This window comes from Spirosoma radiotolerans, assembly GCF_000974425.1.
In the GTDB taxonomy this organism is placed as follows: domain Bacteria; phylum Bacteroidota; class Bacteroidia; order Cytophagales; family Spirosomataceae; genus Spirosoma; species Spirosoma radiotolerans.
This window is the reverse complement of record NZ_CP010429.1, coordinates 1307986-1323747: the sequence shown is the minus strand read 5'-3', so window position 1 is coordinate 1323747 and position 15762 is coordinate 1307986. Positions and strand designations below refer to the sequence as shown.

At 51.3% G+C, this 15762-nt stretch carries 12 protein-coding genes; all 12 read left to right on the top strand.

Annotated elements, in window-relative coordinates; translation table 11 throughout:
* The first annotated feature begins 7 nt into the window (after positions 1-7).
* Positions 8-1441: a flippase gene (locus tag SD10_RS05090; protein ID WP_082111524.1), complete on the top strand. Its 1434-nt coding sequence runs from the start codon at positions 8-10 to the stop codon at positions 1439-1441.
* Between the two features lie 2 nt (positions 1442-1443).
* The gene (locus SD10_RS05085; RefSeq protein ID WP_052731077.1) at positions 1444-2358 is read left to right on the top strand and encodes a glycosyltransferase family 2 protein; all 915 of its coding nucleotides are present in this window, start codon (positions 1444-1446) and stop codon (positions 2356-2358) included.
* Positions 2359-2384: 26 nt separating this feature from the next.
* Positions 2385-3554 carry a glycosyltransferase family 4 protein gene (locus SD10_RS05080; RefSeq protein ID WP_046375974.1) on the top strand — a complete coding sequence of 390 codons (1170 nt, stop codon included), beginning with the start codon at positions 2385-2387 and terminating at the stop codon, positions 3552-3554.
* A 44-nt stretch (positions 3555-3598) separates the two neighbouring features.
* Positions 3599-4819 carry an O-antigen ligase family protein gene (locus SD10_RS05075; protein WP_227699148.1) on the top strand — a complete coding sequence of 407 codons (1221 nt, stop codon included), beginning with the start codon at positions 3599-3601 and terminating at the stop codon, positions 4817-4819.
* A complete protein-coding gene (locus SD10_RS05070) occupies positions 4816-5700 on the top strand; it encodes a glycosyltransferase family 2 protein (protein WP_046375972.1) in 885 nt (294 codons plus the stop codon). The genes SD10_RS05075 and SD10_RS05070 overlap by 4 nt, the downstream gene beginning before the upstream one ends.
* A gap of 4 nt (positions 5701-5704) precedes the next feature.
* On the top strand, positions 5705-6973 hold the full coding sequence (locus SD10_RS05065) for a glycosyltransferase family 4 protein (protein WP_046375971.1): 1269 nt from the start codon (positions 5705-5707) through the stop codon (positions 6971-6973).
* A 56-nt stretch (positions 6974-7029) separates the two neighbouring features.
* The gene (locus SD10_RS05060; protein ID WP_046375970.1) at positions 7030-7917 is read left to right on the top strand and encodes an aldo/keto reductase; all 888 of its coding nucleotides are present in this window, start codon (positions 7030-7032) and stop codon (positions 7915-7917) included.
* Complete coding sequence (locus SD10_RS05055; RefSeq protein ID WP_046375969.1) at positions 7914-9587, top strand: GMC oxidoreductase; 1674 nt, start codon at positions 7914-7916, stop codon at positions 9585-9587. Before SD10_RS05060 ends, SD10_RS05055 begins: the two co-directional genes overlap by 4 nt.
* A gap of 82 nt (positions 9588-9669) precedes the next feature.
* Positions 9670-10938, top strand: a complete 1269-nt coding sequence (locus SD10_RS05050) for a glycosyltransferase family 4 protein (protein WP_046375968.1) — start codon at positions 9670-9672, stop codon at positions 10936-10938.
* A gap of 79 nt (positions 10939-11017) precedes the next feature.
* A complete protein-coding gene (locus tag SD10_RS28600; protein ID WP_052731076.1) occupies positions 11018-12268 on the top strand; it encodes a glycosyltransferase family 4 protein in 1251 nt (416 codons plus the stop codon).
* Positions 12269-12313: 45 nt separating this feature from the next.
* Positions 12314-13897, top strand: coding sequence for a hypothetical protein (locus tag SD10_RS05040; RefSeq protein ID WP_046375967.1), 1584 nt, complete (start codon positions 12314-12316; stop codon positions 13895-13897).
* A 47-nt stretch (positions 13898-13944) separates the two neighbouring features.
* Positions 13945-15633 carry an IPT/TIG domain-containing protein gene (locus tag SD10_RS05035; protein WP_046375966.1) on the top strand — a complete coding sequence of 563 codons (1689 nt, stop codon included), beginning with the start codon at positions 13945-13947 and terminating at the stop codon, positions 15631-15633.
* The last annotated feature ends 129 nt before the right edge of the window (positions 15634-15762 follow it).

Sequence of the window (15762 nt, the reverse complement as noted above, 5' to 3'; positions counted from 1 at the left end):
TCAAAGTATGGTAAGCAAGCAGGCAGCAACTGTCGATATAGCCGATGTGACCCTGCTGGATTCGGTCGCCGTGGATTCGGTCGCTGTGGATTCGACTAGCTCGAAGCCAAAGGCATTATCGAAGCCCGTGCTGAAGCGGTTTGCTATTAATGTAGCGTCGCTGTTCAGTGTTCACGTGGCCAATATGCTGTTGCCCCTGCTGACCGTACCGTATGTCGTTCGCATCATTGGGCCGGAGCGCCTGGGTCTGCTGAATTTTTCGCAGGCTTACGTTGCCTACTTCACGCTATTGATCAATTACGGATTCGATATGGCCGCCGTTCGAACGATTGCGGCCAACCGAACGGATAAAGCGCTGGTGAATCGGGCCTTCAGCGAGGTTATTGCCGGGAAAGCCCTGCTGTGGGTTTTATCGACTCTAATTTTTATGGGAATCACGTGGTTCACTCCCGAGTTCCGGTCGCATATTGTGCTGCACACCTGCACGTACATCACGTGTATTGGCATTGTTCTGTTTCCAGTATGGCTTTATCAGGCCATGGAAGATCTGGGGCGGGTGGCTGTTTTCAATCTGGTTGTCAAGGCCTTGTTCACCCTGGCCGTGTTTTTGCTCATCCGGAAGCCTGAAGATTATTTTTACCAGAACCTGTCTGTTAGCGTAGCGCAGGTACTGGTCAGCATCATTGCCATTACGGTAGCCATACGGCGCTTTAAACTAACATTCACCTGGCCAACGATTAGCCAGTTAGTCAATCGGTTTCGGGAGGACAGTACCCTGTTTTTCTCCTCGGTGATGATCACTCTGTATGCCGGCTCGACGGTCTTTCTGCTCGGTTTGCTTAGCAATGCATACGACGTAGGTATTTTTTCGGCGGGCACCCGGCTCGAAAGTATCTCGCGTTCCTTTGTTACGATGGGGCTGAATCAGGCATTCTTTCCCATTGTTGCCAGTGCGTTTGGCGCCAGCCGGGAAAATGGCCTGCACGTTGTTCGAATAACATTTTTCCCCTTAATGACCTGCATGGTCCTGGTATCGCTGGGGTTATGGCTGGTTGCTCCGGTCTTTATCACTTTATTCTACGGAGCTACGTTTCAGGGTGCCATTCCGGTATTACGGATTGTGTCACTGTTACCGATCATGATTGGGATCAGTAATCTGCTGGGCATGCATACTATGCTCAATTTGCGAATGGACAAAGCGTTCTTCCGGATAACCGCTCTTGGGTCCGTTGTTGGCCTGGTGGTCAACGCGGTACTGATTCAAAAAATGGGCTATGTGGGGGCGGCTTATGCCTGGGTATCGGCCGAAGCCTTCATTGCCTTATCCATGTACCTCTACCTGCGCAATCAGGGCATACAAGTCATTCAGTTGGCTTACTTCCGGGAAGCTGTTCAGTTCACGCAGGCCCGATTAGCCACACTTTTTAAACGAACGAATTGACAATGGCAACAGTAGCCGCCGTGGTTGTGACCTATAACAGGCTCGAAGACCTCAAAAAATGCATCGTTAGTCTGCAGACGCAAACGCACCCGCTTGATGCCATCTTTGTCATCAATAATGGCAGTACCGACGGGACCGACAAATGGCTGGCCGAACAAACCGGCCTTCAGATCACCACTCAGGCAAACCTGGGCGGAGCGGGTGGCTTTGCAACGGGTATCGATACGGCTTATCAGGCCGGATACGACTGGCTGTGGTGCATGGACGACGATTGCCTGGCCGCGCCCGATGCGCTGGAAACCCTAATGACGGCGCCCAATATTGGCCCCTGCATAAAAAACTGCGTCTCGGTCAGCAATAAGGATCATAGCGAATTAGCTTTTTACGTAGACCGGCCTAACCGCAACTACCGCAAAGTGGCGGATATGTCGCCCTTTGACCTGGTCTATGGGGTCGCCTTCTTTTTCAACGGCACGCTGATTAGTGCTGAAGTGGTTAAAAACGTTGGCCTGCCCGACAAGAAATTATTCATCTGGGGCGACGAGGTGGAGTACATGACCCGCGTCCAGAAAATGGGGTATCCGGTTGTCACCGTGCCCCGCTCCAAATTTTATCACCCACCTTCCTTTGATCGGGATGGTATCCCCTGGCCAGGTGCCTGGAAGCAGTATTATGCCGTACGAAATCAGCGCCGGGTATTCCAAAATATCCACGGCGACAAATACGGCAAACTCGTTTTTCTGCGATGGTCCATCCGGGCTACCCTAGGGCAGGCCGTAACCAGCCATAACAACAAGCTGTATAATTTCCTGCTATACAGCGAAGCGGCTCTCGACAGCCTGTTCAATAATTTCCGTAAGAAACCCGGCAGTATTCTCACCCTGAAACTGTACCGACTTCTGAATAAACAACCTTAGCAGCCGATAAAAAAGATCTGTTCAGTATGAGAGTTTTACTCGTTTCAACGGCCACTCAAACTTCCCGCACGGGCGTCACAGCGCATTACAATCGCTTGTTGGCCGAGTTGCCGGGCCGGGTAGACTCTGTCCAGCTCATAACCCCGGCCGATGCGCCTTTCCTTGTCAAAAAGACGTTTGGTCTATTACGCCGGGTTGCGGCTTTATTTGGTCAGAACGGCCGAGCGCTTTATTTGGAGCTGGAAAGTTTCATCAGCATATGGGCATCGGTTCGGCTAAAAAATTCAGGTTCATTTGATATCGTCCATGCGCAGGATACTACGTCCGGGGCGGCAGCTGCCATTGGTTTATTGCGTAAGGTGCGGGTGATCACTACTTGTCACTTCAACGACAACCCAATAGCTGAATACCGGGAAGCGTACAAACTCAATGCCTGGACCGACCAACGTTTAACCGACTGGTTTACTTACCTGTTCAAACAGCAGGACGCCTTTATTACGGTCTCCGGGTATACTAAGCGCACTTCTGCTTTTTTACGCCCGCAGGGGGCCGTCTGTACCGTTATTCACAACGGCGTTACGTTTCCACCCGTATTACCCCGGCAGGATAAAGGGCCTTTGACGATTGTTAATATTGGCACCATTGAGCCCCGAAAAAACCAACGGTTGCTCATCGATGCTGCCGATGAATTACGCAAGCAGGGCTTTACTAATTTCCAGATTCTGCTGCTCGGTGATGGCCCTAAACGGCAGGAGTGGGAAGCGCTCGTGAAGGCAAAAGGTCTGGAGGGTCTTGTTTCATTCCTGGGGTTTCAATCGGACGTTACACGCTTCCTGCAACAGGCTAGCCTGTATGTGCATACGGCCGCTAATGAATCCTGGGGATACACCATCACCGAGGCCATTTCGGCCGGAACGCCCGTACTGGCCCTGGCCACGGGAGGCATCCCCGAACAATTCGATAGCCAGAAGCCGGGACTACTGTCCGCCAAAGCGACCGCTTCAGAACTGGCTGAGGCCATTTTACGCTATCAGCATCCAGCCGATAGGCAACAGTTGGCGGATCGGCAAATGCAGTACGCCCGTGAACGGTTCCGAATGGATATCATGATCGATAAACACCTTACTTTTTACCGGGATGTTATGAACCGGCAGGAAGCAAGTTTCACCCACGAATCAACAGCCCTGACGGTATGATAACCTGGATATATAGATTCGTACTTTTTATGCTCCTCTTTGGGATGAGTGCCCTCATTTATGGGGGGAATTCGCTCCATCCTCTGTTGGATAAAGCCGTTAGCGGAACAACGCTGATTGGCATTCTTGCCCTGATCGTTTGTTACTTCTGGCAACCACCGCTCTACAAAACGGTAGCCTGGCTGCTGGGGTTAGGCGTCATTGGGCTGGTACTTGAATCGAAGTATGAATACGGGCAATTTGTATACTCGTATTTCGTCATCAAGCGATTTGCGTATTGTGGCCTTGCCCTGTTGGCCTATGTGGTCGCTACACAGGCGGGCCCGTTGAAGATCAAGTACGCGGTTTACCTGATCTTCGCCTTTTACGTCATCAATCAATTGTTTCTGGGCCAGATTTTCAGCTACAACCTCACCTCCGAGAGCCGGACGGTGACCTCAAACGAGGCTCTGTATCTGGTTATTCCGTGCCTGTACTACTTGCTGATGTATCTGAAAGATCGCAAAGTTCCCGATCTGCTGCTAACCTTATTTAGTTTCGCCTTAATCGTATTTCTGCTGCACCGTTCCGTGATTTCGGCTGCGATTGTGGCCATTGGTGTCGTGGCGGGCCTGTCGATGGTGGGCAAACTGTCAACGAGTGGTTTTCCCGTGGGTCGTACGCTGGGTACGTTTGTGATTTTGCTCATTCTGCTGGCTCCGGCCCTGGCCATGATGCCGGGCAATAAAGTCGATGCCTTTCTGGAAAACATCGGGGGAATTCTCGACCCTAAAGAAGACAACACCGGAAGCTGGCGGCTTGAGCAATCGGAGTATTATTTGAGCCAGATTCCCGACAAACCATTGCTGGGCTGGCGCTATGAAGGCTACGACCGGGGCGAGATTATGGTGAACGAAGACTTCCCCGAAAAAGGAACCATCATTCACTCGCAGTACATCGACATGCTGTATAACTACGGCGCAGTTGGCCTGGCCATCAATCTGCTGATTATCCTCGGCACGTTGCTGATCATGTATCGCCGAAACAAGACATTTACCACCGAGCAGACCGTGCTATTCGGCTTCCTTATCAGCGGTCTGGTCTACGGTGTCTCGTATCAGTTGCCCGTATTTTTCTGGGGTTTTGTTGGCCTGGCTATGTATTACGCCCTCAAACGCCCGGATGAAGAGTACCCAGACGATGAGTATATCACAGTGGACATTACCGAGTCATCGGATACGTCCCTACGCCCTTTTGTATCGACTAAAACTCAACAAGTTCTATGATTAGTATTGTTATCCCTGTCCACAACCGTTTAGAGTTTACCCGGCAATGCCTGGCGTGCCTGTCTGTTCAGACGTACCGAAACTTCCAGATTATCGTGGTCGACGATGGGTCGACTGACGGTACCGACCTCATGATCAGCCAGGAATTTCCGGAGGTCGTTGTGTTAAAAGGAGATGGCAACTTATGGTGGACAGAAGCTACCAACTGGGGCATCCGTTACGCCCAGAAACAGCAGGACAAACGCCAGGAAAGTTTCGTATTAACCCTCAATGACGACACCCGTGTGGCTCCCGATTATCTGCAAACCATGCTGGATGCCTATCGAAAACACAAGCCCTGCCTGATCGGCTCGGTTAGTGTCGACAGCGATAATCCCGAAAAACTGGAGTACGCCGGCGCGGCCTTTGAGCTGTATACGGCGGGGGGCCGGCACTTATCGGAAGATTACCACAACAGTTACCGGGAACTGTCATCGCGTACATCCTATGTGGAATCGCACTCGCTGCCGGGCCGGGGAACGCTGATCCCGATGGAGGTTTTCGACAAAATCGGGCTGTTCGACTCCAAGAAATACATCCACTACATGTCTGACATCGAGTTTTCGGTGCGGGCACGGAAAGCAGGCTATCGACTCATTGTTAATGTGCCCAGCGTGGTCTATGAATTCGTGAAGGCAACGGGCATTCAGGTTGAGCGCAAAGTAACCCTGAAAGAGTTTATCGACGGCTTTACATCGATCAAATCGCCCACGAACCTGCGCGTCCGCTACAACTTCGCCATCGACCATTCAAAGACTAAAGCGCTCTACTTCTGTTTCGACGTTGGTCGGATTTGCACGGGTTTTTTACTGCGTAAAGTTCGGATCATGAAATCGTTATAAGGCCATGAAAAAAGTGCTTCTATCTGCCTACGCCTGCCTCCCCAACCACGGCTCCGAAGAGGGGACGGGCTGGACGTATGCAACCACACTAAGCCTGAATGAGCTGGAAGTACATTGCCTGACAAAAAAGGACGGTGAAGTGGCTATCGATTCGATCCTGGACAGCGGCCAGTTTCCGAACCTGATGGTGCATTATGTGCGGCTGCCTGCCTGGGTCGATAAGTTCTGCGACTCTAACCTGATTGGCATGTATTTCCATTACATCTACTGGCAGTGGAGCGCCATGAAACTAGCCCGGCAACTGGATCAGCAGCACAATTTTGACATCGTGCACCACGTTACCTACGGCAGTATTCAGCTAGGTAGCTTCCTGTACAAACTTCGCAAACCGTTCATTTTCGGGCCGGTAGGTGGCGGGCAGCGGGCACCCAAAAATATGAAACGGTATTTTGGGGCTTACTGGACGCGGGAGTGGATGCGCGACTGGGTTGGCACGATACTTCAATATACCAACCCCGGCTTTTTCAAATCCGTACAAACAGCCGACCGCCTGGTAGTCACGAATCTGGACACCTACGCGCTGGCCCGTAAACTACGCCCGAACCTACCCATCGACCGGATTTGGGATGCGGGTCTGAATTCGACGTTTTTGCCCAAAAAGGCCATTGAACACTACCCCGACAGTACACTAAAATTGCTGTGGACAGGCCGATTACTTCCTCGCAAAGCCCTTGAACTAACCATTCAGGCCTTGGGAAAAGTGGACCCAGCCATTCCGGTTACGCTGACCATTGTGGGCGGCAAAGGCGAAATGGCCGAGTATGTTCCGCACTACATCGAGCAGTATGGCGTCAGCAAGCGGGTGAACTGGGTTGGCCACGTATCCTTTCAGGAAGTCAAGAATTACTACGAGCAGTCGGATGTATTCTTCTTTACGAGCCTGCGCGACTCCTGCCCACACCAGTTACTGGAAGCCATGGCCTACTCGCTGCCGGTGGTCACGCTGGACTTGCACGGGCAGGCCGAACTGGTCAACGACAACACCGGATTGCGTGTACCGGTAACCAACGAAGAACAGGTTGTGTCAGATCTGGCACGAGCCATCGAGTGGATGTACACGCACCCTTCTGAACGGATGGCGATGGGACAGGCAGGCTATTCCTTTGCCCAGTCGCAGCTTTGGGAAACAAAAATCCGAACCTTCATTGACGAATTATATCCGGCGGTGTTAGCGAAGCCGGTTGCCTATTCACCTGCTTTCAGGCGAGGGTAACGAATGACGCTACGCATTACTGACTCAACGACAACGTGTAAAACTAACTTCTCAACATGATTACCCTAGATCAACTGTCATCCTTAGGGATTGGAACAAGTCGGGCGGCATCGCTGGGAAGTCGGCTTTCTTCAGACTTTTTTGCCGGTTTCCTGCGCTTAGCGTCTGAACAAGGCGTTAATTTGATTGATACGGCCGATTTTTATGGCTCGGGCGATTCGGAACGGCTGATTGCCAAAACCCTGAGCGCTACGGGTCTTCCTTTTTTTGTTGTCACCAAAGCGGGGCTTCCCTGCGTGCACACACCCGGCTGGCTCTCGCCCCTCAACCAGATCGGCAAGAAGCTAAAACAACGGGCTGGTGCCAAGAGCAACTACACAGCGTCTTACCTGATCGAGAGTGTTCAGAAAAGCAATAACCGCCTGCGAGTCGAGGCCGCCGATGCCTTGCTGCTGCACGAACCGACCTGGGATGACATCGCCGATGCCGACTCCTGGGATGGCCTGGCCAAGATAAGGCAGCAGGGACTGGCCCGGTATACGGGGGTTTCCTCCAACGACTATCGGGTGGTGGAAGAAGGAATTCGCAGTGGGCAGGTTCAGCTCGTGCAAACGGCCACAGCCTGGCAGGCTGACGGCACGTATTCCATTCCTGATCTTTGCCAGAAACATAACATTCCGGTGATAGGCAACCAGGCATTGCGCCCCTATAAATCGCTTCAGGAAAAATTCAAACAGCACGAAACGGCGATTCATCAACTGGATGGTCTGGCTACTATGTCATTACCTCAATTCTTGCTGGCCTCCCTATTGGCTGACAAGAAAGTAAATACGGTGCTGTTTGGCACCAGCAATCTGACACACTTAGCGCACAATATTGCTTCCCTGCGCTATGTCGCTGCGTTAGCACCCTCATTGTCGAGATTAAACCAACTCCTGTCATGATCGTTACGAAAAACACGTTTCAGCCAGGGCAAAAACTCGACGCTGATATTTGCATCATCGGTTCAGGACCGGCCGCTATATCCATGGCCCTGAGCCTGAATGGCTCGCCACTTTCCGTTATCTTGCTGACGGGCGGAAGCTGGACCGAAACCATCGCCAATCAGGATCTATACCGGGGCGGTGTTTTTCCGGCGGGTTCACACGAGCCGTTGGAAGAGAACCGTCGGCGCCAGTTTGGGGGTACTTCGTCGGCCTGGGGCGGGCGTTGCATTCCCTTCGAACCCATTGATTTCAAAACCCGCTCCTGGGTACCCGATGGGAAATGGCCTATTACGTATGATGACCTGCTGCCCTATTATTACGAAGCAGCCGATCTGTGCCAGATTGGCCGTTTTGAATTCGATGCCCAGAAAGCGTTTCCGGATAGTAAGCGGGAAATCCTGGAAGGGTTAGATTCAGAGGAATTAATTTCCTATCCGCTGGAGCGCTGGAGCCCCCCGGTACATTTTGGCAAAGTCTATCAGGGAACGCTGGAGAACAGTAAAAATATCCAGGTATTGATGGATGCCCACGTGATTTCGCTGCAAACGCAGGACAATCCGAGTCAGGTAAGCCATGTAGACATATCCATGAGCGGCACCCGGCTATCCGTTCAGGCTCGTCGGTTTGTGCTGGCCACCGGTGGAATCGAAAATGCCCGCCTGTTATTGAGTTCAAAAAACGACCGCTTTCCAACTGGCCTTGGCAATCAAAACGATAATGTAGGCCGCTATTACATGGTCCATCTGAGCGGTATTTTCGCTGAAGTCAAACTTCGCGATAAACAAAAGCTCATGGCCGAATTTGAACGGGATGCCGGGGGCGTTTACTGCCGCCGACGCTGGTGGTTTCCCGAACCCGTTCAGGAAGCCAACAAACTACTGAACAGCATCTTTTTCCTTTACCACCCCAACACCACAAACGGACACCGCGACGTTCTATTCTCTTCCCGGTTCGTTGCCAAGTCAATGCTTTCGATACTGAGTCAGAAATCCGTAAACCGGTCGATCAGTAAGGCCCGGCAACTGATGCCTGCCCTCCGCGAGCATTCGGTCAATATTGCCAAAAACGGGTTGCTCGAAGTGCCTGACCTCATCCAGCTTAGCCTGAAACGAATGGCTAAACGGCGGTTGCCCTTCCTGCTTCCATCGAAGCGAAATGATTATTGGGGGTTGTATTTCCAGACAGAGCAGGCCCCCAACCGAGAGAGCCGGGTTTGTTTGTCTGAATCGCAGACGGATTCATTCGGCGTTCCTAGAGCGGAGGTTAAACTCGCTTTTCTGGATGCCGATATTGACTCGATCGTAAAAGCGCATACCCTCTTTGTAGATGCATTTACCAGCAAGGATCTGGGCGAAATACGGTATAGCGAAACGGGTCTCCGTACCTATATGCAGGAACGGCTCAAGGCATTCAACTCCGCATCGCACCATATCGGAACCACCCGCATGTCGGATGATCCAAAAACTGGGGTTGTGGATAAAGATGCCAAAGTGTATGGCTTAGACAATTTATATGTAGCGGGTTCTTCTGTATTTCCGACCGGCGGACACGCCAATCCAACCTTGACCATTGTTGCTCACGCGCTGTTGCTGGCCAATCATTTGAAACATAAACCCTTATCTGAATGACGCAAACCGGCCCTATCGTTCAACCAACTATCGGCCTGCATCTCTGGTAAAATTGACTCGTATTCCTCTTCCTACTCCCGTTATGAAAAAAATATTGGTTTCCGCTTATGCCTGTATTCCGGATCTTGGATCCGAAGAAGGGAATGGGTGGTTTTATTCATCCTTAATTAGCCAGCAGGGCTATCAGGTTACGTGCCTGACGAGAGACGTTGGCAAACGCCAGATTGAACAAAAACTAGCCCAAAACCAATATCCAAACCTAACGTTTGCGTACGTTACCTTGCCCAGTTGGATCGACAAGCCCTATTCCTTTGGCCTCCTGGGTATGTACTTCCATTATATTTTATGGCAGTGGGCAGCCATGCGGCTTGCCCGGAAACTGCACAAAGAAAGTCCGTTCGATTTGGTGCATCACGTTAGTTATACGAGCCTTCAACTGGGAAGTTTCATGTACAAGCTCAACATTCCGTTCATCTATGGACCCGTCGGTGGTGGCCAGGAAGCTCCCAGAACAATGCGCCATTACTTTAAAGATAACTGGGTGAAAGAACGGATGAGATCGCGGGTTAGTGCTCTAATGCTTCGCTTTAACCCCGGCTGCTACCAATCGGTCCGGCACGCCGATTATGTACTGGCCTGGAATGAGGATACCCGACGGATGATTCATTCATTGGGCCGCACGAAACAGGTTGAAAAGGAATTCGGGGGCGTTGGCAAACACTTTATTCCCTCGGAGCCCATTCATCGGCCCAGCCATAATTCGCTGGAACTGGTCTGGGTTGGTCGCCTGATGCCGCGCAAAGCACTGGAGCTTTCATTACACGGTTTCAGCCAGGTAGATCCAAAATTGCCTGTCCGATTGACGATTGTTGGCGATGGCGAAATGGGTCGATACGTACCCGAATACATCGCTAAATACAAGCTGGAGGATCGGGTAAACTGGGTCGGCAAAGTAAGCTATGACCAGGTGAAAGAATACTACCGGAAAGCGGATGTTTTCCTGTTCACCAGCCTGCGCGATACAGGGCCTGCACAACTGATGGAAGCCATGGGCTATTCGCTTCCGGTGGTTACCCTCGACTTACACGGACAAGCTGAGTTAGTGAACGATCACACAGGTATTCGGGTGCCCGTGACGGACCCGGATACCGTTGCCCTTAACCTGGCAAAAGCCATTACGTGGATGTACCACAATGAAACGAAACGAATGGAGATGGGTCTGAATGCCTTCCGGTTTGCGCAACAGCAAAAGTGGGAGTTGAAGATTAATCACATCGTCCAGAAATACTATAATCCGCTCTTGGAGCAAAGCGTCGGTCTGGCGTTTGCCATGAGCAATTTTATTGATTGACTGTACCAGATTCTGATGGCTCCAGCCAGGCAGGCTATCGAGTATGTATCTATCAACCCAACTAAACGAAATCAGTCCTATGTATATCAGCATTTTAGGCTCCATTGCAACCGACGACCTGTTGTCAGAAAACGCCCGGCAACAATTGGGCTCGTATCCAAAAGGGCAGGCTGGCGCCCCACTGATTAGCAATCTGATCAAAGAATATCTGGTACGCGGCCACAAAGTACTGGCCATCACGCAGGATGATAAATTGCCTGACGACGAACCACCCTTTGTGTATGAAGATCAGCAATTGACGTATGTCATTGTACCCAGACGGAAGCATACGTTTCGCCCCAATGGCAAACGGCCCGGCCGGACAGCCGATTTTTTCAGCTTTGAACGGGCTCAGTTACTGGCCGTTCTCCGGCGCTACAAACCGGATGTTGTTCATGCTCACTGGACCTACGAATATGCCCTGGCGGCCCTGTCGTATACACCCGATGCGGTGATCACGGTTCATGACAACGCCCGTATCATTTTCAATTACGTCCGTACCCTCAACCGTTTTTTTCACCTGCTGTTGGCCCGGTATGTCTTCCGAAAAGGCCAGCGATTTACCGCCGTGTCGCCCTACATGGCGGCAACAGTACAAAAGTGGACCTCTGCCCCGGTTACCGTCGTGCCCAATCCCGTGCCGATGCCTGCCAAACCGGGTAAGCCATCTAAGCCAGAAACGCCGATCATCAGCATGGTTGTAAACGGCTGGGACGATCGAAAAAACAGTAAAAATGCTCTGCTGGCGTTCAAAGGCATTCAGCAGGTGCATCGAAATGCCGTGCTTTGGGCCTTTGGAACGGCCTTCGAACCCGGTGCCGAAGCGGAAGCCTTTTGCCGGGAACATCAGATTCCAAATGTGGTGCTTCATGGTATGACGCCCTATGTTGAGGTATTGGAAAAAATATCGCAAAGCTCGCTGCTGCTGCATGCATCCCTGGAAGAATCGTTTGGGATGGTACTTGCCGAAGCCATGAGCTATGGTGTGCCGGTGGTGGCGGGCAAAAACAGCGGGGCTGTTGCCTGGGTGGTGGAAGATGGCGGACTACTGGTCGATGTGACAAAGATTGAGGAGATGGTTGGCGCCGTCGATACGCTCCTGTCCGATACCGCCCTTTATGAGCAATGTTCGGCAAATGCCATTCGGGTGGTACAAACACGATTCCCCGTCGAGCAGATTGCCGATCAGTTTCTGGCACTCTACCCGGCTTACCAGACGAGCCCACAACCAGCGGAACGCACCCAGCCGACCCACAACCAGTTAAGTCTCGATCCAGCTTACAAAAGCTAAGGCTCAGGAATAAAGTAAGTCGTTCAACATTTACCTGCGATGCATATGAACCAGCAAAAAGATAAAACCCGGTTATTAAGCATCGGCATGCTGTTAGTGATTTCTGTTAGCCTTATCACATCGCTATTTTTTAAGGAAAAATGGCTGTGGATGGATGAAGTGTTGAGCTACTTATTGATTTCAGACCCGTCGATCGTGCACATGAACGATGCACTGGTTAGCAGTATGGACCAAAACCCACCCATTTTCCCAAACGTGTACTGGGTTATCGGTCATTTGGTCAGTGAGAATCCGCAGTTCCTCCGGGCGGTAACGGTCGTAACGTTCGCGATCACAATAGTGTTACTGTACCAATACACAACAAAGCTGATAGGCAATTCTGTCCTGAACTTTGTGCTTATCGCGACGATTGTTGCCTTTACGTACCTGAACCTGAGCCTGTCGACACAAATACGTGGCTATGCGCTCTTCCTGCTCGTCAGTCTGGGATATTTTGTAATCATGCACCGGCTTATGGCGTCGCCCAATCGGGTAAGCTTGCTGGTAGCCTTTGGTTTGCTGGCCTTGCTTATGGTGTTCAGCCACAGTTTTGGCTTGTTTTACGCAGCGGCTTCGGGTGCTTTTTTTGCGGGGCTGTTTCTCCTGTCCAGAGATCGGCGTTACCTCCTCGTGCTGGCTGTTCACGCACTGATTTTAGTCACCTGGCTTTTAGTCTGGTACCCGAACTTTGTTATTCAGACCCAGGCAGGCAAACCGCATTCCTGGATTCCGCTTCCCACATTCTGGTCTTTTTTTACAATTGTAGGCGAACTGGCACCCAGTATATCATCGACGCTGGAGCGAAAATCGGTATTTCAGATTTTACCAATTCTCCGCTTTTTGGTGCTCATTGGATTGTGGGTATACATTGCGCTGCCCCGTTTGACCAGCCATAAATTCCGGGAGCTTCTCCGTGACCAGGCCTTTACTTTTTACCTGCTGTCTGGGTTTATGTATCTGCTCCCAATGGCTATTTCAGTGGGCGTATCGCTCTTTTACAGATCGGTGTTCATCAGCCGGTATTTGTGGCCGGGCCATTTGCTGGTCATTTATCAATTGGTGTACGCATTCTATTTTTTCCGCAGCCGCTGGAGCATCCGTCCGAACAGACTGGTGCTCATTACCAGACTTTTACCCTTGTATATGCTGTTGCTGGCTGGTTTCATTTTTTATCAGAACCGAAAACTCACGGCCTTCCCCAGTGGCGTACTGGCTTACTTACCTCAATTAGATAAACGTTATCCTGTTTTTGTCGAAACCGCCGACTACTTTCTACCCATCTGGTTTCACGACAAAACGACCAAAATCCGGTATCTGCTGGATTGGGAAACCGCGATGAACAAAAGCAATATATTACAGGCAACGGTAGAGCATAAGGTATTGAAATCTGTCCGGGAAAAGTACCATGTAACGAATATCATGACCGGACAGGAATTCAACCCGGTTACAGTACCACATTTTTATGTAATTGACGAAAGCAGTAATTATCAAATTGAACATTTTATTGAAAACGGCAAAGTCCAGATCATCCGCGAATTACCGATTGATATTGCCGGACATCGGATTCTTGAATGCAGGTTCCGCTCCTGACCGATGTTCTTTTCTCAATAATTAGTTTTAACCCAAAACAACGTGCTATGAAACAGGTAAAACAATTTTCGACCGGGTTACTCCTGCTGGTTGCCCTGATGGTGGTGATCATTTCCTGTAAGAAAGAGCCCACCGATGATCCACTGCCGCAGCCTGCTACCACTACAATCACCACGATTAGTCCGGCGACGGCTCCGGTAGGTAGTACTATTGCCATTACGGGTACGAATTTCAGTACCGACCCAGCCAGCAACACGGTTACCATTGGGGGCGTAACGGCCACCGTTGTATCGGCCTCCCCAACCCAACTGGTGGTGGTTGTGCCAACGGGTGCTGCGAACGGTCCGGTTTCGGTAACGGCCGGTGGCCAAACGGCCCAGAGTCAGGCAACGTTTACGGTGAGTATTCCGGCAGCCAAACCTGTAAAGGAAGTGCAGGGCACCCTTTTCGCGAATGTAACCTGGAAAAAAGATACGGTCTACCAGCTTCGCGGGATGGTCTACGTCCCGGCAAACTTCACATTAACGATTGAAGCGGGGACCGTTATCAAGGGATCAGGACCCGAGCTGGACCCAGCGGGTACGAATTATGCGGGTGCACTAATCGTTGAACGTCTAGGGAAGATCATCGCACAGGGTACGGCTGCTGCACCCATTGTATTTACCTCGGCAAAAGCGGCTGGCCAACGGGCACCTGGCGATTGGGGTGGATTGGCTTTGGAAGGTAAATCGCCGGTAAATCAGGCAAGGGCCGCGGCTTATCCTAACGGTATTCGCGGTAATGTGGAAGCCTATGGCGAGCCCTTCGATAACTCCGGCACATTGCAATATGTTCGCATCGAATACGCTGGCGCTGTTCAGCCGACTACTCCGGCAACCCGAATGGCGGGCTTAACGCTGATTGGTGTCGGTACGGGTACGGTCATCGACCACGTTCAGGTTTCGTATAGCGGCAGCGACGCCTTCGCGTGGTTTGGCGGCACGGCTAAAGTAAAAAACCTGGTTGCCTACCGCAATACGGATGATGACTGGAGCATTGACTGGGGCTTCGTCGGGAACACACAGTTTGGTGTATCGCTGCGCGACCCGGCCGTAGGCACCTCAACAGGGTCTAACGGATTTGAAGCGGAAGGCTATCAGGCTGCGGAGGCCGCTGATGTTACGCCGGTCGTTGCCATCAATGGGTACACGCAAACCGCACCAACATTTGCCAACATAAGCAATTTTGCGTTCAGCACGACACCAACCACCGGGCTTTATCAGGCCGGTATCTATTTGCAACGCAACACGGCGATCAACATTTATAACTCCTTAATTTATGGCTATCCGGAAGGGCTGCACCTGGCCGGTTCGACTACGGGTGCACTGGCAAACCTGACCAGCGGTACGCTCGATCTGAAAGGTATTGTACTGGCCAACGTGTCGACACCCGTAGTCGGCGTGGGAGCAATTACAACCGATCAGGCTACGGCTTACTTCACCACCAATGGGCGTTCCAATCAGGTCATTCAAACGTCGGATTTAGCATCGCTGTTGCTGCCGGGCGAAACCTTCAGTTTGAGTGCACCCAACTTTTTACCGCAAACGGGCTCTCCCCTGCTAACAGGTGCGGTGACGGGAGGCAAACTGGCCGATTCGTTCTTTACACCAGTAACCTACCGCGGGGCTTTCGGTACGGACAACTGGACAACGGGATGGACGAGTTTTAATCCTCAGGCTAAGGATTATGACCGCTAGCTCACTAAATTATACGTTGGTGATCCTAGGTTGTTGTATCTAGATGTAAAATGCGGAATGAACACACGGTTAAGGTATACTTCGTGTTCATTCCGCACTCAAACTTCCTGATCTAATGACGAACACAAA